Here is a 362-nt window from a genome sequence, read left to right on the forward strand (position 1 = left end):
CACACCGTGCTGGCCTCGCCGATCGCGGTGCTGATCCTGATCGCGACCCTGCGCGGCATCGACGAACGCCTGGAGGACGCAGCCGCCAGCATGGGCGCCGGCCGCCTCACGATCGCCCGGAAGATCACCTTCCCCCTCGCCGCGCCCGGCATGATCGCAGCGGCGATCTTCTCCTTCATCACCAGCTTCGACGAGTTCTACATCTCCCAGTTCCTGTCCTCGGTCGACACCGTCACCCTCCCCGTCCAGGTCTACAACTCCCTCACCTTCGAGATCGACCCCAGCGTGACCGCGGTCAGCGCCATCCTCATCGCCTTCGCGATCCTCGCGCTCGGCCTGGTGGCCCTGGTGCGCTGGCTCGG

Annotated in this window: 1 protein-coding gene; it reads left to right on the forward strand. The window is 67.7% G+C overall.

Features of this window, described 5'->3' with window-relative positions:
• A partial coding sequence (locus tag KUM44_RS38255; protein ID WP_217214381.1) for an ABC transporter permease occupies positions 1 to 362 on the forward strand: 362 nt, incomplete at both ends.

The sequence above is a fragment of the Streptomyces sp. AC550_RSS872 genome (assembly GCF_019049285.1).
In the GTDB taxonomy this organism is placed as follows: Bacteria; Actinomycetota; Actinomycetes; order Streptomycetales; family Streptomycetaceae; genus Streptomyces.